The organism is Marinobacter suaedae (genome assembly GCF_030519635.1).
Classification (GTDB): domain Bacteria; phylum Pseudomonadota; class Gammaproteobacteria; order Pseudomonadales; family Oleiphilaceae; genus Marinobacter; species Marinobacter suaedae.
In genome coordinates, this window is sequence record NZ_JAUMIS010000001.1 from 1,399,825 (window position 1) to 1,422,255 (window position 22,431).

Below are 22,431 nucleotides of genomic sequence, written 5' to 3' on the forward strand. Positions count from 1 at the left end.
GCCAATGCGGTGCCCGAGATAAGGGAGGCGAACAATCCCAAGCACAGAATAAAGTGCCGGAAAGACTTCCGCAGAGGAGAGAAGTTACAGCGGTTATTCATGAACATCTGGTTGTTATTGGATGCGACCAAGAGTACCAGACTTGAATTTTTGTGCACCAATAACCGCTGAAAACTGTGAGCTTCGACGTCAGATCTGGCTCACCACCGCAAACAGGCCAACGCCGCCCATCACCAGGGTGTAGGGAAATGCCATGACCACCATCCGGCCGTAGGACAACCGAACCAGGGGTGCAATTGCCGATGTGAGCAGGAACAGGAAGGCCGCCTGACCATTTGGCGTCGCCACGCTCGGCAGATTGGTTCCGGTGTTGATCGCCACCGCCAGGTTACGGAAATGCTGCTCGCTGATAACTCCCGCTTCCAGTGCCTGCTTCACTTCGCTGATATACACCGTCGCGACGAACACGTTGTCACTGATCATCGACAGCACGCCGTTGGCAATAAAGAACCAGCCCGGCTGAACATCTTCCGGCAGACTCAGCACCAGATCGATGATTGGCTTGAACAGGTGCTGTTCGTGGATCACGGCTACGATGGCGAAGAACACCACCAACAGGGAGGTGAACGGCAATGACTCCTGGAACGCCTTACCAATCTGGTGCTCGTCGGTCACCCCGGTGAACGAGGTAATCAGGATAATGACCAGCAGGCCGATCAGACCCACTTCTGCCAGATGGAAGGCAAGACCAATAACCAGTACCACAGCCGCCAGGGCCTGGACCCAGAGGGCTGCCTGATCCGCCTTGGTGCGCTTGGTGCGCTCGTTTTCAGCAAACTCTTCGAGTACTCGGCGGACCGGCTTCGGTAAACGGGTGCCATAGCCAAACCAGCGAAGCTTTTCCAACGCCCAGCAGGTTGCCAGGCCGGCCAGCAATACCGGGAAACTGACCGGCAGCATGGCCTGGAAGAAATCAGCAAAGTTCCAGCCAACCACTTTGGCAATCAACAGGTTCTGGGGCTCGCCCACCATGGTGGCAACACCACCCAGGGCGGTACCAATAGCACCGTGCATCAGCAGGCTGCGGAGGAAAGCCCGGAAGTTCTCCAGGTCTTCACGGTGCAGCTCAATCACATGCTCATCGCTCTGTGCATTGTGGTCGTTGTGGTGATACCCCTTGCCGGAAGCCACCTTGTGGTAAACGGAATAGAAACCCACCGCCACACTGATGATCACCGCTGTTACCGTCAGGGCGTCCAGGAACGCTGACAGGACTGCCGCCGCGGTACAGAACAACAGCGACAACGCCGACTTGGAACGGACACCCACCAGAATCTGGGTAAACGTGACCAGCAACAGGTCTTTCATAAAGTAGATACCCGCCACCATGAACATCAGCAGCAGGATAACCGGGAAGTTGGCCAGCACCTCGTGATACACCGCATCCGGAGAGGTCATGCCGATCAGCAGGGATTCAACGGCCAGCAGTCCACCGGGCAATAGCGGATAGCACTTCAGTGCCATGGCGAGGGTGAAGATGAACTCGCCAACGAGCACCCAACCGGCAACACCAGGGCCAAGGGTCCAGACAACCAGCGGGTTAATAATAAGAAAAAGGATGATCAGCTGTTTGTACCAGCCGGGGGCATTGCCCAGAAAATTAGCGGTAAACCCGCCCAGAACGGTGGATGGCATGACGAAATCACTAGTGGGTAGTTAAACAGGCGCGCGCATCATAGCAGATAGTTTCCATAGGTAGAGATCCGGTTAGTACAAGTCACTACAAAATAAACACACAAGCTCGCAGTTCACTGTCAAACCGTCACGCACACAGCTGATGCATGAGCACTGTAGGAAGGGGACCTCTAACTGTGGCGGTTTGGCGTATGGTCGAAGATCAGTTCGAGAGTTTTGTGGCAGGGATTCCCAACCCCTGGGGACTGGTCGAGTGGAACCGGGAATCCGAAAATGGTGTGTGACTTTATCGGTGAGTCCAGCGGTCTGGAGAGTGAAAGAGACATCATCAGGTCCGGGGATGACCAGGGTATCTCCGCAGACAATCAGAAACAGCCAGATCGAAGGCGGTTGAGGCTCACTTCACCGGTGAGCCACTGGCCAGTAGTCGAGGGAACTACCAATGGGAGAATCGTTCGACATCCTGACTCGAGAGTGGTGCAGCGGAAGACGAAGTCCCCCACAACAGGCCAAAAGCCAGCAAACTGTTTTTGATGGTATTCAGTTGAAACATCACAACGCTCCTTGTTGATTAAGCCCGGCCATCCCTGCCGGGCAACAGATTCGAAATCTCAGAGGGAAAATAACTCGGCACTAACCGAAGATTGACCTTATTCTACCGTCACACTCTTGGCTAGGTTCCGTGGCTGATCCACATCCGTACCTTTCAATACCGCCACATGGTAGGACAGCAACTGAAGCGGGACGGTGTAGACAATCGGCGCCGTGATCTCGTGCACAGGAGGAATCTGCATCACATGGATGTTTTCCTCTTCCTGAACCTCAGCATCCTTGTCGGCAAAGACAAACAGTTCTCCACCGCGGGCCCTGACTTCTTCGAGGTTGGACTTGAGCTTTTCCAGCAGTTCATTGTTCGGTGCCACAGTGACAACCGGCATTTCGTTGTCAACCAGCGCCAGAGGCCCATGCTTCAGTTCGCCGGCAGGGTACGCCTCCGCATGAATGTAGGAAATCTCCTTTAGCTTCAGAGCCCCTTCAAGGGCAACCGGGAACTGGGAGCCCCGCCCCAGGAAAAGGCTGTGATGCTTGTCCATGAAGGCCTTGGACAACTCGGCGATCTCACCATCCAGAGCCAGTACATTTTCAACCTGTCCGGGCAACTCGTGGATGGCCTTTACGATTTCCGCCTCCCGCTCGGCAGAGAGTCCATTATGACGGGCCAGTGCCACGGTAAAGATCAGCAGGGCTGTTAACTGGGTCGTGAATGCCTTGGTGGACGCTACGCCAATTTCCGGCCCGGCCTGCGTCATGATGACCAGATCGGATTCCCGCACCAGGGAACTGCCTGGCACGTTGCAGATAGCCAGGGCAGCTCGGAATCCCGCCTTTTTGGCCTGACGCAGGGCCGCGAGGGTATCGGCCGTTTCACCGGACTGGGAAATACAGAGGAACAGCGTGTCTTTCTGAATGACATGCTTGCGGTAGCGGAATTCAGAAGCCACTTCGACAGAACAGGCAACCCCAGCCAGTTCTTCGATCCAGTAACGAGCGACCATACCGGCATGATAACTGGTGCCACAGGCAATGATCTGGACGTGGTTGACGTCCTTCAACAAGTTGGCCGCCTCGGTGCCAAGGGCTTGTTCCAGTACCCGACTATCGGTGATTCGGCCTTCCATGGTGGCCTTGATCACTTTCGGCTGTTCGTAAATTTCTTTCAGCATGTAATGCCGGTACTCGCCTTTATCGGCAGAGTCTGCACCATGCTCGAATCGCGTAACCTTGCGCTCGACCGGCGTGCCCTCGCGATCGTGGATGGTCACGCCTTCCCTACGGATATCCGCAATATCGCCTTCCTCGAGGAAAATAAACCGGTCTGTTACCGGCAGCAAAGCCAACTGATCGGAGGCGATAAAATTCTCACCAATGCCAACGCCAATCACCAGCGGGCTGCCCTCACGACAAACCACCAGATGGTCTGGCTCGTCAGAATGAACAACGGCGAGCGCATACGCACCACGCAGGCGGCTGATGGCTGCTTTTACAGAGTCGTAAACCTTGCCGAGCTGCCGATAGTGTTTCTCGATGAGGTGAACCACCACTTCCGTATCGGTCTGCGAGGTGAACTCAAAGCCTTCAGCCTTCAGCTCCTCACGGAGTTCCTGGTAGTTCTCGATGATCCCATTGTGGACTATGGCCAGGCGGTCGCCGGACATGTGGGGATGGGCATTGAGTTTCGAGGGTTCACCGTGGGTCGCCCAACGGGTGTGGGCAATACCGACATGACCGGTTAGTGGGTTTGACTCGACAGCGTCCGCAAGGGAGGCAACCTTGCCCACTTCCCGGGCACGCTGGACGGAATTCTCGCCATCGACGACCGCCATGCCAGCAGAATCATAGCCGCGGTATTCCAAGCGGCGCAGACCCTCCAGCAGAATTCCCTGAACGTCCCTTTCCGAAACTGCCCCTACAATGCCACACATGCTGCTTTCACCTGTCTTTAAGAACCTGTTTAATCTTTGGTCGGACGTTCCCAGCCCGAAATATTTTTCTGGCGCCCCCGTGCGACGGCCAGCTCACCATCAGCCACATTTCGCGTGATGGTGGAGCCCGCCCCGATGGTCGCGTCAGTTGCTACTTCTACGGGCGCTACGAGCGAGGTGTTTGAACCAACAAACACACCGTCGCCGATGATCGTCTGATGCTTGTTAACACCATCATAATTGCACGTGATGGTGCCTGCACCCACATTCACATTACGACCCAGTGAGGCATCCCCCACGTAACTGAGGTGATTGATCTTGCTGCCCTCACCCACAATGGCCTTTTTCGTTTCAACGAAGTTACCGACCTTGGTTCCGGCGGCCAGTTCGGTACCCGGACGGAGCCTGGCAAACGGTCCGATCTCCGCATTGGCGCCAACGCTGGCACCTTCGATCACACTGTTTGCCTTGATGCTGGCGCCCTCGGCGATTCGAGCATCCTTGATGACACAGTTGGGACCGATAGACACATCGTTACCCAGTTCCACCAGGCCTTCGAACACCACGTTGATATCGATCAGGATGTCGTTGCCAATAGTCAGTTCGCCCCGCACATCGACTCGGGTTGGATCAGCCAGGGTGGCACCTTCAGTCATTAACCGCTCCGCTTCTTTGCGCTGATACCAGCGCTCGAGCTCCGAGAGTTGCAGACGGTTATTCACCCCCTGCACTTCAAACTCATTGGCGGGCTGGGAAACCGACACGTCAAGGCCATTCTGAACCGCCATGGCGATGATATCGGTGAGGTAGTATTCGCCCTGGGCATTGGCATTGGAAAGGCTTGGAAGCCAGGATTTGAGATGCCGGGCAGACACTGCAAGGATACCGGTATTGACTTCCTGGATGGCCTGTTGCTCAGCGCTGGCATCCTTTTGCTCAACAATTTCTACAACCTTACCCAATTCATCGCGAACGATACGGCCATAACCCTGGGGATCGTCCAGCGTGACCGTCAGCAGGCCCAGCGTCTGTTCATCCAGCGTAGCGACCATCGGGGCCAGAGTTTCTTCTTTAATCAGAGGCACATCGCCATACAGAACAAGCACACGCGCGTTGTCCGGCAATTCGGGCAACACCTGAGCGACCGCATGACCGGTACCCAGCTGCTCTTCCTGAACGGCCCAGTGAACATTGCGTCCGTCAGAAGCTTCGCGAACCTTTTCCGCTCCGTGCCCGATTACCGTATGAATCTTGTCCGCGCCAAGCTTTTCTGCCGTTTCAATCACATGGTGGAGCATGGGTTTACCAGCGACTGCATGGAGTACCTTCGGTAGGGCCGATTTCATTCTCGAACCCTGGCCGGCTGCCAGAATCACTACGTGTAAGGGCTTGGTGGACAAACGTGCCTCCAGTCTTTCCTGTTGCTCTCAAAATAAAAAAAGCCGCTTCCTGGTCCACTGTAAAGTCCGCTGATAAAACGGTAATACAGTGTTTCAGGGTGCGGCTTTTGTCTTCGGTTACTCCGAAATCAAAACGCTTAGCGCATTTTGTTCCGCAGCTGCTGGATGGTGCGAAGCTGTGCCACAGCTTCGGCCAACTCTGCAGCGGCACGGGAGTATTCGAATTCACCGGTTTTGTTGGCAAGTGCCTTCTCGGCTTCTTTCTGAGCCTCGAGTGCAGCCGCTTCGTCCACATCTTTTGCACGAACCGCTGTGTCCGCCAACAAAGTTACCAGATTGGGCTGAACTTCCAGATACCCGCCAGACACGTAAAGAATCTCTTCTTCACCGCCCTGCTTGATAATCCGAATAGGACCTGGCTTCAGCTCTGTCAGCAGCGGAGTGTGACCCGGGGCAATACCCAGGTCACCTTCAGAGCCCGCTGCGATCAGCATTTCAACCAATCCGGAATAGATCTTTGTTTCGGCACTTACCACGTCACAATGCACGGTCATACCCATGTCAGTTGCCTCTTTGATCGATCCGGAAAATCGGTGCTAAGGCTGATTTTACTCGCCTTTGCTCTTCATTTCCTTCGCTTTCTCGACCGCTTCCTCGATGCCGCCAACCATGTAGAACGCCTGCTCAGGCATGTCGTCATAGTCGCCGTTGAGGATGCCCTTAAAGCTGCTGATGGTCTCCTTCAGGGACACGTACTTACCGGGAGAACCGGTGAATACTTCAGCAACGTGGAACGGCTGGGACAGAAAACGCTCGATCTTACGGGCACGGGCTACAGTCAGCTTGTCTTCTTCTGACAGCTCGTCCATACCCAGGATGGCGATGATGTCTTTCAGTTCCTTGTAACGCTGCAGGTTGGTCTGCACGCCACGGGCAACTTCGTAGTGCTCCTGACCGATGATCAGCGGGTCCAGCTGACGAGAGGTGGAGTCCAGCGGATCGATCGCCGGGTAGATACCCTTGGAGGCGATGTCACGGCTCAGTACTACGGTCGCGTCCAGGTGGGAGAACGTCGTCGCCGGAGACGGGTCAGTCAGGTCGTCCGCCGGTACGTATACCGCCTGGATGGAGGTGATGGAACCGGTCTTGGTGGAGGTAATACGCTCCTGCAGCTCACCCATCTCCTGGGCCAGGGTCGGCTGGTAACCTACCGCGGAAGGCATACGGCCCAACAGTGCAGATACCTCGGTACCCGCCAGGGTGTAACGGTAGATGTTGTCAACGAACAACAGTACGTCACGGCCTTCGTCACGGAACTTCTCAGCCATGGTCAGGCCGGTCAGAGCGACACGCAGACGGTTTCCGGGGGGCTCGTTCATCTGGCCGTAAACCATGGCCACTTTATCCAGAACGTTAGACTCCTTCATTTCGTAGTAGAAGTCGTTACCTTCCCGGGTACGCTCACCAACACCCGCGAATACGGAGAGACCGGAGTGCTCTTTCGCGATGTTGTTGATCAGCTCCATCATGTTTACGGTTTTACCTACACCGGCACCACCGAACAGGCCAACCTTACCACCCTTGGCGAACGGGCAGATCAGGTCAATAACCTTGATACCGGTTTCCAGCAGGTCCGCAGAAGCAGACTGATCCGCATAGCCCGGTGCTTTACGGTGGATAGCCCAGCGCTCTTCCTCACCGATGTCGCCCTGCTCGTCGATGGGACGACCCAGAACGTCCATGATACGGCCCAGAGTCTGGGTACCGACCGGTACGGAGATAGGTGCGTTGGTGTTGGTTGCGGTCAGGCCACGCTTGAGGCCTTCGGTGCTGCCCATGGCGATGGTACGTACAACGCCGTCACCCAGCTGCTGCTGGACTTCCAGAGTTGTGTCGCCACCTTCAAGCAGCAGTGCGTCATATACTTTTGGCACGGAGTCACGTGGAAATTCCACGTCGATAACCGCGCCAATGATCTGAACGATTTGTCCGCTACTCATGCTCGGTTCCTCGTTATCTTAATAGTCAATAAAACCAGTTGGATCGTGGGCGGGATCAGACCGATGCCGCGCCGCTCACAATCTCCGAAATCTCTTGGGTGATCGCTGCCTGACGGGCTTTGTTGTACGCCAACTGAAGCTCGTCAATGATGCTGCCAGCGTTATCGGTAGCGCTCTTCATGGCAATCATCCGTGCAGCCTGCTCACAAGCCAGATTTTCAACCACGCCCTGGTAAACCTGGGACTCGATGAATCTCGGCATCAGGCCTTCAAGAATCTGCCTGGCGTCCGGCTCGTAGATGTAATCCCACTGGTTCTTGATTTCGTCGTCTTCGCTCGGAGGCAGGGGCAGTAGTTGCTCCACCTTCGGGCTCTGGGTCATGGTGTTCACAAACTCGTTGGAAACAAGATACAGACGATCGATCTTGCCTTCTGAGAACGCGTCCAGCATAACCTTGACGTTGCCGATGAGCTTGTCTGAGCTTGGGTTGTCACCCAGGTGGGTCAATGCCGCAACGACATTGCCGCCATAGCTCCGGAAAAAGGACGCGCCTTTCTGACCGATCGCACAAAGATCAGCCTCCACGCCTTTCTCGTTCCACGCTTTCATTTCGCGGACAAGCGCTTTGAACAGGTTGATGTTCAGACCACCACAGAGGCCACGATCAGTTGACACCACGATGTAGCCGACGCGCTTAACGTCACGCTCCACCATAAACGGGTGCTTGTACTGAGCATTCGCCTTGGCAATGTGCCCGATCATCTGACGCATCTTATCGGCATACGGACGAGTTGCCTGCATGCGATCCTGAGCTTTACGCATCTTACTCGCCGCAACCATTTCCATGGCGCTGGTGATCTTCTGCGTGCTCTTGATGCTTGATATCTGGTTACGTATTTCTTTGCCGACGGCCATAACTCACTGCCTTCTCAAGTTAGACACTCGTTGCTACGAAACTGGCCTGCAACCGGGGTTGCAGGCCTGCTTTCTTACCAGCTCTGAGTGGTCTTGAATTTCTCCAGTGCAGCTTTCAGGCCGGCAGCGATTTCGTCGTTGAAATCGCCCTTAACGTTGATCTTGTCCAGCAGTTCTTTCTGCTCGGAACGCATCCAGTCCAGGAGCTGCGCTTCGAACTTAACCACTTTCTCGACATCAACGTCGTCCAAGAAGCCTTCGTTGGCTGCAAACAGAACCGTACCCATCTCAGCCACGGACAGCGGGCTGTACTGGTTCTGCTTCATGAGTTCGGTAACACGCTGACCGTGCTCGAGCTGCTTACGGGTTGCTTCGTCAAGGTCGGAAGCGAACTGGGCAAACGCGGCCAGTTCCCGGTACTGAGCCAGGGCCAGACGGATGTTACCGCCGAGCTTTTTCATGATCTTGGTCTGGGCTGCACCACCAACACGGGATACAGAGATACCTGCGTTCATCGCCGGACGGATACCGGAGTTGAACAGGTTGGTTTCCAGGAAGATCTGACCGTCGGTGATGGAGATTACGTTGGTCGGTACGAACGCAGATACGTCACCGGCCTGGGTCTCAATGATCGGCAGCGCGGTCAAAGAACCGGTCTTACCTTTCACTTCACCGTTAGTGAGCTGCTCAACGTAGTCGGCGTTAACGCGGGAAGCGCGCTCCAGCAGACGTGAGTGCAGGTAGAATACGTCACCCGGGTAGGCTTCACGGCCTGGCGGACGACGCAGCAACAGAGAGATCTGACGGTAGGCTACAGCCTGCTTGGACAGATCATCGTATACGATCAGGGCGTCTTCACCGCGGTCACGGAAGTATTCACCCATCGCAGTACCGGCGTACGGAGCCAGGAACTGCATCGCTGCAGGATCAGCAGCACCCGCAGCAACCACGATGGTGTGGTCCATAGCGCCGTGCTCTTCCAGCTTACGTACTACCGCAGCGATAGAAGACTGCTTCTGACCTACGGCAACGTAGATACACTTTACGCCCGTGTTCTTCTGGTTGATGATCGCGTCGATGGCAACCGCAGTCTTACCGATCTGGCGGTCACCGATGATCAGCTCACGCTGACCACGACCGATGGGAACCATGGTGTCGATCGCTTTCAGACCGGTCTGTACCGGCTCATCAACGGACTGACGAGCGATAACGCCCGGAGCAACCTTCTCAACCGGAGAAGTCAGGTCAGTGCCCAGATCGCCCTTGCCGTCGATCGGGTTACCCAGACCGTCGACAACGCGGCCCAGCAGTTCCGGACCAACCGGTACTTCCAGGATGCGACCGGTGCAACGAACCTTCTGACCTTCGGCCAGATCCTCGTAGTCACCCAGAACAACCGCACCTACGGAATCACGCTCCAGGTTCAGAGCCATACCGTAAGTGCCGTTAGCGAATTCAATCATCTCACCGTACATTACGTCGGCAAGACCGTGGATCAGTACGATGCCGTCAGAAACGGACAGGATCGTACCTTCGTTCTTTGCTTCGGAAGAGATATCGAGCTTTTCGATTCTCTTCTTAATGATGTCACTGATCTCGGATGGATTCAGTTGCTGCATGCCAATATCCTCAAACCTTGTGCTGAAATCAGGAGCCCAGAGTCTCGACCAGCTTTTTCAGCTTTCCGCGTACAGATGCGTCGATGACCAGATCGCCAGTGCGAATGACGGCGCCACCAATCAGAGACTTGTCCAACGACGCTGCGAGTGACACTTTCCGCTCGAGTTTCTCGGACAGTGCCTGGGCGAGCTTCTGTTGCTGTTCGTCCGTCAGCTCAAATGCTGAGGTGACGTCAATGTCAACAGTGCGCTCCAGGTCAGCCCGGTACGTGTTGAAGAGCACTGCAATCTCCGGAAGAAGCGCCAGACGCTGGTTTCCAGCGAGCACCGAGAAGAAATTGCGAACCTGATCGGTCGCCTCTTCGCCGGCAACCTCCAGGATGAGTTCCGCTTTCTTCTGCTCTTCGAGACCCGGATTTGCGAGAAGCCGTCGAATGTCTGCATTCGCAGTGACCTGACCAGCCACGGTCAGCACCTTGTCCCACTCGGCGAGCTGATTCAGCTCCTGAGCGGCGGAAAATGCTGCTTTAGCGTAGGGTCGGGCCAGCGTTCTCAGTTCTGCCATGATGAACCTCGTCGTTTACAGTTCTGCCGCCAGTTTTTCCAACATTTCGTTGTGCTTGGAGGCATCGACAGAGGTTTCCAGGATTTTCTCAGCACCGGCGACAGCAATTGCGGCAACTTCTGCACGCAGAGCGTCACGAGCCTGATTGCGCTCCTGCTCAATTTCGGCCTTGGCCTGCTCAATCAGCTTATCGCCTTCCTTGCGGGCTTCGTCTTTGGAAGCTTCCACAATCTGGGCGGCACGCTTGTTGGCCTCTTCAATCAGGGCTGCTGCTTGCTGCTTGGCTTCACGCAGTTCCTGGGCAGACTTCTCCTGAGCCAGTTCCAGGTCGCGCGCGGCACGATCAGAAGCAGCCAGGCCGTCAGCGATCTTCTTTTGACGCTCCTGCAGTGCGGCCATAATCGGCGGCCACACGTATTTCATGCAGAAGACGACAAAGATAAAGAACGCGATGGCTTGACCAATCATCGTCAAATTAATGTTCACGTCTTCACCTCTCGCCTGTTTCGTTCAGAATCATTGACCGGGGTCGGGGCCCCGGTGACAGACTCAATTAACCGGCGATCTGGCCGACAAACGGGTTGGCGAAAGTGAAGAACAGAGCGATACCAACACCGATCATGGTTACGGCGTCAAGCAGACCAGCAACGATGAACATTTTAACCTGCAGCATCGGGGTCATTTCCGGCTGACGCGCAGCGCCTTCCAGGAATTTTCCACCGAGGATACCAAAGCCGATTGCAGTACCCAGGGCGCCCAGGCCGATCAGCAGTGCAACAGCAATAGCGGTCATTCCAACTACAGTTTCCATGATAACTCCTAGTTTCAGTTAAGTTTCAATTTAAGGGGTTAGGGTTTAAAAACTACGTCTCAATGGTGTCCGATCAGTGACTGTCTTCGTGAGCCATGCTCAGGTACACGATCGTCAACATCATGAAGATGAATGCCTGCAGGGTGATGACCAGAATGTGGAAGATCGCCCAGGGTACAGACAGTGTCCACTGCGCCCACAACGGCAGCAGCGCAATCAGGATGAAGATCAGCTCGCCGGCATACAGGTTACCGAACAGACGCAGAGCCAGGGAGATCGGCTTGGCGATCAGACTCACGCCTTCCAGCAGCAGGTTTACCGGAACCAGCAGGATCTTCAGGAACAGGTTGTCAGAAGAGAACGGGTGCAGGGTCAATTCGCCCAGGAAGCCACCCACGCCCTTCACTTTCAGGCTGTAGTAGATGATCAGAGCGAACACGGACAGGGACATACCCAGAGTCACGTTCACATCCGTGGTCGGTACCACCTTCATGTACTCAAGGCCCATCATATGGAACAGCTGCGGCAGGAAGTCTACCGGCACCAGGTCCATCAGGTTCATCAGGAAAACCCAGCAGAAGATGGTCAGTGCCAAAGGCGCAATAACCTTGTTTTTCCCGTGGAACGTCTCTTTTACGCTGTTATCAACGAATTCGACCATGACTTCCACGAAGTTCTGCAATCCGCCCGGCTGGCCGGATGTCGCGCGCTTGGCGGCCATGCGGAACAGGAAAAGGAACAGAACGCCCAGACCAATGGCCCAGCCAAGTGAGTCGATATGAAGAGCCCAGAAGCCCATGTCAGAGGCTTCTTGCCCGGTGTGGGCGAGTGTCCAGGTTGATTCTTCGAGTACGGTTCCGTCAGCCCGCTCATAGCCGGCTGGCAGTTTGCCGTAGGTCAGGTTCTGGAGGTGATGCTTTATGTATTCGGATGCACTTCCTGCCATAACGGGTTCCCAGGTCCAGTTAGCTTTGCTGCGTTTTGCTGCCCACCAGCATTGGCGTAAACCAATTGGTAACCAGCATGATCGCAAATGTTAAAAAGAGTGCCGCGATGTCGAGCGGCTGAATCCATTTGAACACCATTGTGAAACCAACGGCGCAAAGGATGAGCTTGCCGGCCTCACCCTTGTAAAAAGAATTCATGATCTGTTTGGCAGACCGCGCGCCGGAGTAGCGGAATGCCTTGAGCGCGAAATAACCGTTGGACAGCAAAAAAATGGTGCCACCCAAAAGCGCTGAATACCACGATACCTGACCGCGCAAACCAAGAAACGCCAGGCTAACCACCACCAACACTACACCTTGTAAAAAAAACCACCGTGCAATCGGTGGGCGGTGTAAACCGCGTGGAGCTGGTTTCGTCATTTTCTTCCCGGGAATACGGTGCATTTACCCGTTGCAGTTCAAAAAGTAGACAACCACACCGATACGAGCGCGGAGATTATATGTGTTCAAGTGATGTGAATCAACAAAACGCGGGGCCGGTTAGGTGGCGCAAAACTGCTTGAGCAGAGGGATTTCAGGCGTTGGGACACAAATAGGCGAACAAACGATGAAGGACCACTACATGTTGTGTAGCCGTTCGATTCAGCGCTACAAAATGGCACCGAAAACGATGCCCTGGTCACAAATTACTTGATATGGCCCAATATTCCGTCGAGTTCGTCCAGAGAACTGTATTCGATCACCAGCTTGCCCTTACCACGCTGACCGTGCGCAATGGAGACCCGGGCGCCAAGGCGCTCAGCGAGGTCATCCTGCAAGGCCCGGATATTGGGATCCAAGGCAGCCGGCTCCCGCTTCTGGTCACCGGGTTTTTCCTGCTGGATTCGACGAACAAGGGCCTCTGTCTGGCGAACCGAAAGAGACTTGGCGACCACCTGCTTGGCCACCTGCATCTGTTGCTCCGGGGGCAGGGTCAGCATGGCACGACCGTGGCCCATCTCCAGATCGCCGTGCTCAAGCATCAATCGCACGTCTTCGGTCAAACTGATCAAACGGAGCAGGTTGGTGATGGTGGTGCGGGACTTGCCCACGGCTTCGGCCACCTGCGCCTGGGTCAATCCGAATTCGTCCTGCAGGCGCTGGAGGGCGAAGGCTTCTTCAATAACATTCAGGTTTTCGCGCTGAATATTCTCAATCAGCGCCATGGCGATGGCCGCTTCATCCGGTACATCGCGGATGATGGCCGGAATGCGCTCGAGATCCGCCATCTGGGTAGCGCGCCAGCGACGTTCACCGGCAATCAGTTCATAGCGGCCTTCACCGATCGGACGAATGACCACCGGTTGCATGACCCCTTGCTGTCGAATGGAGTCGGCCAGTTCCTGCAACGCGGTCGGATCCATGTCCCGGCGGGGCTGGTAGCGTCCGCGCTGAATCAGATCGATGGGTACTTCACGCAGTTCACCGTCGTGTTCGGCCACTTCCTGATCCAGATTCACCTTGGAACCCGCCAGCAGGGCGCCAAGTCCACGCTCACCCAATCCTCTTTTCTTCGCCGCCATGGTGTCAGTCATTCTTCCTGTTGTAATTCGATCGATGTCAGTCAATGACAGGACGGTATGTTACACCGCAACCGGCTCAGATGTCTTTTTTGCGCCATGCCGGCGCACCATTTCGCCAGCCAAGGCCAGATAAGCCACGGCCCCTTTCGAGGCGCGATCGTATTTCAGGGCCGGCATGCCATAACTGGGCGCTTCGGCGAGACGTACGTTTCTGGGAATAACGGCACGATAGACCTTGTCACCGAAATACTCATTCAGCTGGGCAGAAACATCCAGGGTCAGGCTGTTTCGGGGGTCGTACATGGTGCGTAATAGACCTTCGATCTCCAGCTCCGGGTTGACGGTTTCCTGGATCTGCTCGACGGTGTTCATCAGTGCGGCCAGCCCCTCCAGTGCGTAGTACTCGCACTGCATCGGGATCAGTACCGAGTCCGCAGCCGACAGGGCGTTGACCGTGAGCAGGCTCAGTGACGGCGGGCAGTCGATCAGGATGTAGTCGTAGTCATCACGAACGCTGTTCAGAGCCAGGCGAAGGCGGTGCTCACGACCGATTTCATTCATCAGTTCAACTTCGGCCGCGGTCAAATCCCCATTGGCCGGTAGCAGCTTGAACCCCGATGCCTCGGCCAGAAAGACCACCTCTGCAGCCGATGCTCGCTTGGTCAGCACATCGTAACCAGAGAGCTTGAGGGCGTTTTTATCCACCCCACTGCCCATGGTGGCGTTGCCCTGCGGATCCATATCCACCAGCAGAACCCGGCGCTTTATGGCAGCCAGAGACGCAGCAAGGTTGACACAGGTGGTGGTTTTTCCCACGCCGCCTTTCTGGTTGGTCACTGCGATCACGCGCGCCATGTCTGGTCTCCTGTTTGGGGATGTCTGGAATTGCTATGCCCGGCCAACCACCAGAAGGTGGCGTTCACCGTCTGCTCCGGGAACCGCCAGGGTATGACGGGATTTTACCTGCCAACCGGCAGGAAGGGCAGCCACTTCATCATCCGGAAACTGGCCTTTCATGGCAAGAAACTCGCCCTCTTTCGCCAACAAGCTACCACACCAGTCCACCAGGTTTTCCAATGCCGTGAACGCCCGACTGCTGATCTGAGTGAAAGGCTGCTCAGGCTGGCAATCCTCAGCGCGACCATGGATGACCGACACATTGTTCAGACCCAGCTCCAGAACACACTGGTTGAGGAAACGGGTCTTCTTACCGTTGCTGTCGAGCAAGGTGAACTGTTTATCCGGCAGAGCGATCGCCAGCGGAATACCCGGCAAACCACCGCCGGCGCCCACATCGAGCAGGTGATCGGTCTGTACCCAGGGCAGGATGCTCAGGCTGTCGAGCAGTTGTCGCGACACCATTTCCGTCTCATTACGGACGGCGGTCAGGTTGTAGGCCCGGTTCCACTTGTTGAGCAAAGCCAGAAAGGCCAGCAACTGTTCCTGCTGGCCTTCGCTGAGGGAGATAGTCATGGTCGCCAGCCCATCGCTGAGCTGGCGCTGCCAGAGTGAATTGGTCATAGGCGCGGCTCAGGCACTCTGCTTCTTCAGTAGATCACGCTTCTTGAGATGCACCAGAATCTGGCTGACCGCAGCCGGGGTCACGCCCTGAATCCGGGACGCCTGGGCGACGGTTTCCGGGCGCACGGCCTGGAGTTTCTGCTTGATTTCATTGGACAGGCCACCAATCTGGTCGTAATCCAGATCGACTGGCAGACGGGTATTTTCGTTCCGGCGCAGACGCTCGATCTCATCCGCCTGGCGGGAAATGTACCCCTCGTACTTGATCTCGATTTCCACCTGATCGGCAACGTTGGCATCACTCACCCGTTCCGCCCCAATGTCGGCAATGTGGCTGTAGTCGATTTCCGGACGGCGCAACAGCTCCGCCAGCGACTGGTCCCGATTCAGCGGCTGCTTCAGGAAGCCATTGGCCCGCTCCCCCGCGTCGGTGTTCGGATGAATCCGGGTCGACTCCAGACGAGTCCGCTCCTGGGCAATAGCCTCACGCTTGTCGTTGAACTTCTGCCAGCGGTCATCGTCCACCAGACCCAGTTTGCGGCCGACATCGGTCAGACGCAGATCGGCGTTGTCTTCCCGCAGAATAAGGCGATACTCAGCCCGGCTGGTGAACATGCGGTACGGCTCGCTGGTGCCCATGGTGATTAGGTCGTCTACCAGAACCCCCAAATACGCCTCATCCCGGCGCGGGTACCACTCGTCTTTTTCCTGCGCTCTTAGAGCCGCATTAATACCGGCCAACAAGCCCTGGGCACCGGCTTCTTCGTAGCCGGTGGTGCCATTGATCTGGCCCGCAAAGTACAGGCCACCGATGAACTTGGTTTCCAGGGTATGGCGGAGATCCTGCGGGTTCAGGTAGTCATACTCGATCGCATACCCCGGGCGCGTAATGTGAGCATTCTCAAAACCCGGGATGGAGCGCACCGCTGCCAGCTGGATATCGAACGGCAGGCTGGTGGAAATTCCATTCGGGTACAGCTCATTCGTGGTCAGGCCTTCCGGCTCGACGAAAATCTGGTGCGAGTCCTTGTCGGCAAAGCGATTGACCTTGTCCTCGATGGACGGGCAATAGCGTGGCCCGACGCCCTCGATGTTGCCGGCGAACATGGGCGAACGATCAAAGCCGCTGCGGATGATGTCGTGGGTCCGTTCCGTCGTGCGGGTCACATAACAGCAGATCTGTTCCGGATGGTCATCCCGGCTGCCCACAAACGACATGACAGGTGTCGGGTTATCGCCCCACTGCTCGTCCATCACGGAGAAATCCACCGAGCGGGCATCGATACGCGGGGGTGTACCAGTTTTCAGACGACCCACATTGAAGGGAAGCTCCCGCAGGCGCGCCGCCAGAGCGTTGGCAGGCGCATCACCCGCACGCCCGCCGGCGTGATGCTGCATGCCAATGTGGATAACGCCACCCAGGAACGTGCCGGTGGTCAGCACAACGCTGGGTGCGCGGAATCGAATGCCGGTCTGGGTGACCACACCGGTCACCACGTCGTTTTCCACAATCAGGTCATCTGCTGCCTGCTGGAACAGTGTCAGGTTGGGTTGATTCTCCAGCGCATGACGCACTGCGGCCTTGTAGAGGACTCGATCCGCCTGGGCTCGGGTAGCCCTGACGGCGGGCCCTTTGCGACTGTTCAGGACGCGGAACTGGATTCCCGCCTGGTCGGTCGCTTTCGCCATGATGCCGCCGAGGGCATCGATTTCCTTCACCAGGTGACTTTTGCCAATACCCCCGATGGCCGGGTTACAGGACATCTGCCCCAAGGTCTCAATGTTGTGCGTCAGCAGCAGGGTCTGTGAGCCCATGCGCGCTGCCGCCAGAGCGGCCTCGGTACCGGCATGACCGCCACCAATGACAATGACATCGAAACGGGTCGGAAAATCCACAGTTCACCTCAGAAATCAGGGGGATAAAAACAGGGCGGCGAGTATAACGTCTCGCCTGTCAAAATGCAGTGTGAATGTGCAAATTTTAACCACCGTGAACGACCGGTGGAAGTGGTACAGACCGAAACGCGCCCAGAAACTGCCAGTTATCATGCGGACAACCGTAGGGATTTGCCGAAACCCACAGCTTTTCAGCGCCTTGTAGAAACCTGTTCAGAAGAGTTTTCAAAAAAATATCCACAAGTAAAAAGACGCTTACGGAACATGTAAAACAACGTCAAACAATTGTTATATAGACATTTTTTTATTTTAATCCACGAATTATACGAAGGTTGTTCAACTATTTATCCACAGAAACCGAAAACTCTCGGGTACGCAGATAGGTAACCAGCGCCAGAACGACGCCATTAAGTAGAGATAGAGACAACAGAAAACCCGGGATATCCACATTTGAAATCCCCAGTACCACCATACCCGCCAATGCGCTGATCACCATAAACAGCGCATTGATCACGTTCAACGCGGCGATGATTCGTGCCCGCTGGTGAGCGGGCGTTTCATGCTGGATAAACGCATACAGGGGCACAATAAACAGCCCCCCGGAGATACCCACTCCGATCAGGTCGATCAGCACCCGGAGATAGGTTGGGTTGGTCAGGAACGTCAGCCAGATCGAAGACTCCGGGAAATCCGGCACAGCAAAGAACAGGTCGATACCAAACAGGCTCAATCCCAGCGCCCCCCAGGGCACGGGCTTGAGGGACACCCTGTGCCGGGTCAATCGCTCGCACAGGGACGCCCCCACGGAAATGCCGATCGTGAACAGTGCAAGAAGGAGGGTGACCACGGTCTCGTCCCCACCCAGATGAACCCGGGAAAAATTCGGAAACTGGGTGAGGTAGGCCGCGCCGAGGAACCAGAACCAGGAAATGGCGAGGATGGCCAGCAGAACCTGACGACGCTGTGCCGCCAATATTATCAACCTCCAGGTCTCCACCACCGGACGAAGACGCACCGTCACCGCGAAATGCCGGTCGTGAGTCGGTGGTACCTTTCGGGCCGCCAGATACCCGAGAACCGCCATGACCACAACGCCCACCGCTGTATAGCGCGCCGGAGCTTCCAGCGTCATCAACAAGCCTGCCGCAATGGTACCGAGGAGGATGGCGACAAAGGTACCCATGCTCACCAGACCATTGCCGCCCACCAGCTCATCGTCGGACAGAACCTGTGGAAGAATCGCGTATTTTACCGGTCCAAAGAACGTGGACTGGGTGCCCATCAGAAACAGCAACACCAACAACAACTCATACCAGCCAAACCAGAGACCGGCGGCGGCCAGCCCCATGATCAGGATCTCTGCCAGCTTGACCCAGCGGATAATACGGGACTTTTCATAATGGTCTGCAAGCTGGCCGGCAATGCCGGAAAACAGGAAAAACGGCAGGATGAACAGAAAGGCCGCCAGGTTAACCACCAGATTGACGGACATCCCCATCACACCGCCCGCGCTGAACGTTATCAACAGCAGCAAGGCATTCTTGTACAGGTTGTCGTTAAACGCCCCGGAAAACTGAGTGAGGTAAAAGGGCAGGAAACGTCGCTCGGCCAACAACCGGAACTGACTGTGCTTTGCCATAGGCGTCCTTTTGATGCACTTATCCACAAGCCGTTTGCTTTCTTGCACTGCGTCGGGGCGGAAACCCGAAGCAGGACAACGCTCTGTACCGGGCGGTTGCTGAGGCACGGAAAGCAGTAACGCCCAGCAGGTTCAGAGACCATTACCATGAGTAACCTAGCCCGAGTAGGCGACCTTTGCCATAGCGTTTCCCGCCACCCTGTAAAGGGGATCCTGACTGGCCGAAGAATCAGAAATTTTCTGCCCTGCCCTGCGGAGCAGACGCCGTGCCAGCGCCTCCCGAAGAACCGGAGGCCAGGCGATCCAGCTCCTGCTCAATGGCACGGGTTGGGCGGGTGAAGCGGGCCAGCAGGTTGTAGAGCACCGGGATCAAAAACAGCGTCAAGGTGGTGGCGAACACCAGGCCACCCAGAATGACCATGCCAATGGACGCCCTGCTCTCGGCGCCGGCGCCGGACGCCAGCACCAGGGGCACCGCACCGAATACCGTCGATATGGTGGTCATCAGCACTGGCCGGAAGCGAAGGCTGGCGCCCTTGAGAATCGCCTCCCGGATATCGTAGCCACGGTCACGAAGCTGGTTGGCGAACTCGACAATCAGAATGCCATTCTTGGCCATCAGACCGAGCAGCATGATGATGCCAATCTGGCTGTAGATATTCAGGCTGATGCCAGACCACCAGAGCGCCAACAGAGCGCCGGTGACCGCCAGCGGGACCGACAGCATGATGATCAGTGGATGAATCCAGCTTTCAAACTGGGCAGCCAGCACCAGAAACACCACCAGAAAGGCCAGACCAAAAGTCACATACACCGCCGCTGAGGATTCCTCAAATTCCCGGGCCAGACCCTGGTAGCTGGTCCGGGCCTCCGGCGGCAGGTTATCCACAGCCAGATTATTGAGATAATTCAGCGCCGAGCCCAGGTCGTAGCCGTCGGCCAGGGACGCACTGAGCACCACCGCGGGTAACCGGTCGATGCGTTTCAGGTCCGGATTGGTACCCGCTTCCTCGACGTTCACCAGCGCCTGCAGCGGAATCAGTTCGCCGTCGTCCCGGGTGCGCATGAAGATCTGCCCAAGGTGCTCCGGGGTGGCACGGTCACGGTCCGCCGCCTGCAGAATCACGTCGTATTCCTGCCCCCGGTCGACGTAGGTGGTGACACTGCGGGACGCCAGCAAGGTCTGCAGGGTGGTCCCCACATCCTGCACGGTAATGCCCAGATCCGCCGCCCGCTCACGGTCAATGGACACCCTAAGTTCTGGCCGGGTGAGTTCGAAATCAATATCCGGATTGAGCAGATTCGGGTTTTCCCTGGCCCGTTCCAGTATTTCCTCACCCCAGGCCTGAACCGAGTCGTAATCCGGCCCGGCAATCACAAACTCCAGGGGCTGGCCAAAACCACGCCGTCCCAGCCCGGCAGGATTCACCGCCACCGTCCGGATACCGGACACCTGGCCTAGTTTCACACGCAATTCGTTGGTGATGGTTTGCTGTTTCTGGCTTCGCTGCTCCCAGGGCGTCAGCCCCATAATCAGAAACGCATTATCTTCCTCGTTGCGAAAACCAACGATGGCCAGCAGCCGGTCCGCGGCCTCGCTTTCCAGATAGGGCATCAGGACCTGCTCAACCTGGCGCACGTAGTGGTCGGTATATTCCACCGTCGAGCCACGGGGCGCACTGGTCGGCAGGATGATGATGCCCCGATCTTCGGTCGGCGCCAATTCCTGGGCCAGCTTCGGGTAGACCAGTGCCGAAATCAGGGTGCCCACCAGCCCCAGGCCAATCAATAAGCCCGGCAGACGCAGGGAGGCGCCCAGCAACCGTTCGTAGCCCCGGGTCAGGCCATTGAACACCCGTTCCGAGGCAGCCCACAGGCGATGCCCTTCGTCGGTTTCCGGGCTGTGGCGCAGCCACTTTGAGCACAGCATGGGAGTCAAAGTCAGTGCCACCAGGCTGGAGACCACCACCGCGGCCGCCAGGGTGAAGCCGAACTCGGCAAACAGGCGCCCCACGTTACCGCCCATGAACGAGATCGGCACGAACACCGCTACCAGCGTGAGCGTGGTGGCAACCACCGCGAACGCTACTTGCCGGGCGCCCCGGTACGAGGCCAGCAACGCCGGCTCACCCTGATCAATCCGGCGCTGAATGTTCTCCAGCATGACAATGGCATCGTCCACCACCAGACCGATGGCGAGGATCACCGCCAACAGGGTGAGCACGTTGATCGAGAAGCCCAGAAAACCGAGCCCGATAAAGGCACCGATCACCGCCACGGGAATGGTCACCGCCGGGATCAGGGTCGCCCGCCAGGACCGAAGGAAGACGAAGATCACCAGCACCACCAGCGACACGGCAATGGCCAGGGTGGTCAGGACCTCCCGGGTGGAGGCCCGGATGAAAATGGACTCGTCGTAACTGCTGGTCAGGGTGACTTCCGGCGGCAGAGTGCTGCGTATGGTATCGAGTTCAGCCTGCACGGCATCCGACACCGCCACGATGTTGGATTTTGACTGCCGGATAATGCCCAGACCGACGGCGGTCTGCCCGTTGGCACGCAACCGGGTAATGTCGGATTCCACCCCCATCCGGACTTCCGCCACGTCCCCCAGCCTGAGCAGTCCGGCGTCATCCCGCCGCAGCACCAGGGAACGGAATTCCCCCACCGTGGATAACCGGCCGTCGGCACGCACCGTAAACGTTCGGTTGGCGGAATCCACCGAGCCCGCCGGAAATTCCACGTTGTTGCTGCGCAGGGCCTGTTCGACCTCGGCCACCGTGATGTCGCGGGCGGCCATGCGTTCGAGATCCAGCCAGAGCCGGATGGCGTAGCGTCGTTCCCCACCGATGATCACATCCGCCACGCCTTCCAGCACCGATAACCGGTCCACCAGCACCCGGTCGGCGAAATCGGTGAGTTCGGCACTGTCCCACACGTCACTGCGCAGGGTGACCCACAGCACCGGACGGGCGTCGGAGTCCGCCTTGCTGACGGTCGGTGTCTCGGCTTCGTCGGGCAACTGGTCAGCCACCCGGGCAACCGCGTCGCGGACGTCATTGGCAGCAATATCCACATCCCGGCTTGTGGAAAACTCCACACTGGTCCGGGACTCCCCCTGCTCGGTGGAGGATTCAATGGAACGGATACCCTCGATGCCACTGATGGCACCTTCAATGACCTGGGTTACCTGGGTGTCGACCACCTCCGCGGCGGCACCGGGGTAATTGGTGGCAATGGACACCACGGGCGGATCGATGTCCGGATACTCACGCACCGGCAGGCCCAGGAGCGCCGCCACGCCGAACACCACAATCAGCAGGCTGACGACGGTGGCAAACACCGGGCGTTTGATGGAAATATCCGACAACACCATG

Annotated in this window: 18 protein-coding genes; all 18 read right to left on the bottom strand. The window is 56.9% G+C overall.

What is annotated here, in order from left to right:
* Window positions 1-189: 189 nt before the first annotated feature.
* A complete protein-coding gene (gene nhaB / locus QVZ43_RS06430; protein ID WP_302909292.1) occupies window positions 190-1,695 on the bottom strand; it encodes a sodium/proton antiporter NhaB in 1,506 nt (501 codons plus the stop codon).
* Window positions 1,696-2,345: 650 nt separating this feature from the next.
* Window positions 2,346-4,178, bottom strand: a complete 1,833-nt coding sequence (gene glmS / locus QVZ43_RS06435; protein WP_223795049.1) for a glutamine--fructose-6-phosphate transaminase (isomerizing) — start codon at window positions 4,176-4,178, stop codon at window positions 2,346-2,348.
* A 29-nt stretch (window positions 4,179-4,207) separates the two neighbouring features.
* Window positions 4,208-5,578 carry a bifunctional UDP-N-acetylglucosamine diphosphorylase/glucosamine-1-phosphate N-acetyltransferase GlmU gene (gene glmU / locus QVZ43_RS06440; RefSeq protein WP_302909293.1) on the bottom strand — a complete coding sequence of 457 codons (1,371 nt, stop codon included), beginning with the start codon at window positions 5,576-5,578 and terminating at the stop codon, window positions 4,208-4,210.
* Window positions 5,579-5,715: 137 nt separating this feature from the next.
* Entirely contained in the window at window positions 5,716-6,138 is a 423-nt protein-coding gene (locus QVZ43_RS06445) for a F0F1 ATP synthase subunit epsilon (protein ID WP_117618963.1), read from the bottom strand.
* 48 nt (window positions 6,139-6,186) lie between these two features.
* Window positions 6,187-7,578 (bottom strand): F0F1 ATP synthase subunit beta, encoded by a 1,392-nt coding sequence (gene atpD, locus QVZ43_RS06450; RefSeq protein ID WP_223795051.1) that lies wholly within the window; start codon window positions 7,576-7,578, stop codon window positions 6,187-6,189.
* A gap of 55 nt (window positions 7,579-7,633) precedes the next feature.
* A complete protein-coding gene (atpG, locus tag QVZ43_RS06455) occupies window positions 7,634-8,494 on the bottom strand; it encodes a F0F1 ATP synthase subunit gamma (protein ID WP_223795052.1) in 861 nt (286 codons plus the stop codon).
* A 74-nt stretch (window positions 8,495-8,568) separates the two neighbouring features.
* Window positions 8,569-10,113, bottom strand: a complete 1,545-nt coding sequence (atpA, locus tag QVZ43_RS06460) for a F0F1 ATP synthase subunit alpha (RefSeq protein ID WP_223795053.1) — start codon at window positions 10,111-10,113, stop codon at window positions 8,569-8,571.
* Window positions 10,114-10,141: 28 nt separating this feature from the next.
* Window positions 10,142-10,678: a F0F1 ATP synthase subunit delta gene (locus tag QVZ43_RS06465; protein WP_223795054.1), complete on the bottom strand. Its 537-nt coding sequence runs from the start codon at window positions 10,676-10,678 to the stop codon at window positions 10,142-10,144.
* A gap of 15 nt (window positions 10,679-10,693) precedes the next feature.
* The gene (locus tag QVZ43_RS06470) at window positions 10,694-11,164 is read right to left on the bottom strand and encodes a F0F1 ATP synthase subunit B (RefSeq protein ID WP_223795055.1); all 471 of its coding nucleotides are present in this window, start codon (window positions 11,162-11,164) and stop codon (window positions 10,694-10,696) included.
* A 67-nt stretch (window positions 11,165-11,231) separates the two neighbouring features.
* Complete coding sequence (atpE, locus tag QVZ43_RS06475; RefSeq protein ID WP_012138088.1) at window positions 11,232-11,489, bottom strand: F0F1 ATP synthase subunit C; 258 nt, start codon at window positions 11,487-11,489, stop codon at window positions 11,232-11,234.
* Window positions 11,490-11,562: 73 nt separating this feature from the next.
* Window positions 11,563-12,435: a F0F1 ATP synthase subunit A gene (atpB, locus tag QVZ43_RS06480; protein WP_223795056.1), complete on the bottom strand. Its 873-nt coding sequence runs from the start codon at window positions 12,433-12,435 to the stop codon at window positions 11,563-11,565.
* 19 nt (window positions 12,436-12,454) lie between these two features.
* Entirely contained in the window at window positions 12,455-12,856 is a 402-nt protein-coding gene (locus QVZ43_RS06485) for a F0F1 ATP synthase subunit I (protein ID WP_223795057.1), read from the bottom strand.
* A gap of 266 nt (window positions 12,857-13,122) precedes the next feature.
* Complete coding sequence (locus QVZ43_RS06490) at window positions 13,123-13,998, bottom strand: ParB/RepB/Spo0J family partition protein (protein ID WP_302909654.1); 876 nt, start codon at window positions 13,996-13,998, stop codon at window positions 13,123-13,125.
* Between the two features lie 60 nt (window positions 13,999-14,058).
* Window positions 14,059-14,853 (bottom strand): ParA family protein, encoded by a 795-nt coding sequence (locus tag QVZ43_RS06495; protein ID WP_302909294.1) that lies wholly within the window; start codon window positions 14,851-14,853, stop codon window positions 14,059-14,061.
* A gap of 33 nt (window positions 14,854-14,886) precedes the next feature.
* The gene (gene rsmG / locus QVZ43_RS06500) at window positions 14,887-15,519 is read right to left on the bottom strand and encodes a 16S rRNA (guanine(527)-N(7))-methyltransferase RsmG (protein WP_302909295.1); all 633 of its coding nucleotides are present in this window, start codon (window positions 15,517-15,519) and stop codon (window positions 14,887-14,889) included.
* Window positions 15,520-15,528: 9 nt separating this feature from the next.
* The gene (gene mnmG, locus QVZ43_RS06505) at window positions 15,529-17,415 is read right to left on the bottom strand and encodes a tRNA uridine-5-carboxymethylaminomethyl(34) synthesis enzyme MnmG (RefSeq protein WP_302909296.1); all 1,887 of its coding nucleotides are present in this window, start codon (window positions 17,413-17,415) and stop codon (window positions 15,529-15,531) included.
* Window positions 17,416-17,755: 340 nt separating this feature from the next.
* Complete coding sequence (locus QVZ43_RS06510; protein ID WP_302909297.1) at window positions 17,756-19,054, bottom strand: MFS transporter; 1,299 nt, start codon at window positions 19,052-19,054, stop codon at window positions 17,756-17,758.
* Between the two features lie 229 nt (window positions 19,055-19,283).
* A complete protein-coding gene (locus QVZ43_RS06515; protein WP_302909298.1) occupies window positions 19,284-22,430 on the bottom strand; it encodes an efflux RND transporter permease subunit in 3,147 nt (1,048 codons plus the stop codon).
* Between the last annotated feature and the right edge of the window lies 1 nt (window position 22,431).